Source organism: Vibrio sp. Vb1755 (genome assembly GCF_033338635.1).
Lineage (GTDB): Bacteria > Pseudomonadota > Gammaproteobacteria > Enterobacterales > Vibrionaceae > Vibrio > Vibrio alginolyticus.
The window spans coordinates 1-1,114 of sequence record NZ_JAWOTA010000302.1 but is presented as its reverse complement, the minus strand read 5'-3'; the positions used below and the strand labels follow the sequence as shown (position 1 = coordinate 1,114).

The window sequence follows — 1,114 nt, the reverse complement described above, 5'->3', positions numbered from 1 at the left end:
CTCAGATTCGTATCGCGGAAGATGGTGAACTGCTTGTCAAAGGCAACGTTGCTCTTGGTTATTTGAATGAACCGTTTACTCAAGAATGGTTAGCAACTGGCGACTTAGCCCAAATTGACGCGCAAGGTTTTGTCACTCTCTCAGGACGCAAGAAGAACCTTATCGTCACCGCATACGGCAGAAATGTCTCACCGGAGTGGATTGAATCAGAAGCGTTGGCGTTTTTGCCGATGACGCCACTGATCGTTACAGGTGATAGCCAACAAACATTATGTGCTGTCATTGCCAATAGCGAAGACGTCGAAGCAAAGGTTCATGCATTAAACCGAACCCTACCCGATTACGCTCAAATCCGAACCTTATTGCTGCTGGACAACCCACGAGCCATCTCTGGTTGGTACACGGATAACGGCAAGCTCAAACGAAATCAAATCGAACATGATGTGGCTCAGTTATTAGCGAGCACAACGTCTGAATTAACGCTGCAAGCGCAAAAGATCCAACGCATCGATTTGCCCTTTCAGCAACACATTACGTCTTTCCAAACTGCATCTTAGTTAACGGCTTCTTAAGGAGAAGGTTATGACTTTATTTTTCGAACAACTCAAACAAAGCACTGCCGCTGCTCAACAAGCAATGTTAACTGCGCCAGTCATCGCAGACGTTCAACAAGGCAACATTTCCAAAGATATGTATATCGCCTTTCTAACCCAAGCTTACCATCACGTTAAGCACACCGTTCCCTTGCTGATGGCGTGTGGAGGCCGACTATCTGGCGAATACGAATGGGTACGAGACGCCATTGCCGAATACATCGAGGAAGAGAAAGGCCATCAAGAATGGATTTTAAATGACATTAAAGCATGTGGCGGTGATGCCGAAGCAGTGCGCAACAACAAAGATGTAGGTCAAGTCGGTGCGCCGATTGAATTAATGGTTTCCTACCTTTACCACAACATTGACCGCCACAACCCACTCGCGCTGTTTGGCATGGTGTGGGTATTAGAAGGCACCAGCGTCGGCATTGGTGGCCAAATGGCAGAAAAAATCCAGTCAACGCTAAGCCTACCGCCTTCAGCAATGACTTACCTAATTTCACACAGCGTGTTAGACC

At 47.1% G+C, this 1,114-nt stretch carries 1 protein-coding gene and 1 pseudogene; both read left to right on the top strand.

Annotated features, from left to right (window positions below):
- Positions 1 to 557, top strand: a pseudogene (locus R7E00_RS24720) (AMP-binding protein); the annotation flags it as partial.
- Between the two features lie 25 nt (positions 558 to 582).
- The coding region (locus R7E00_RS24715; protein ID WP_318124855.1) for an iron-containing redox enzyme family protein at positions 583 to 1,114 on the top strand (532 nt) is incomplete at its 3' end.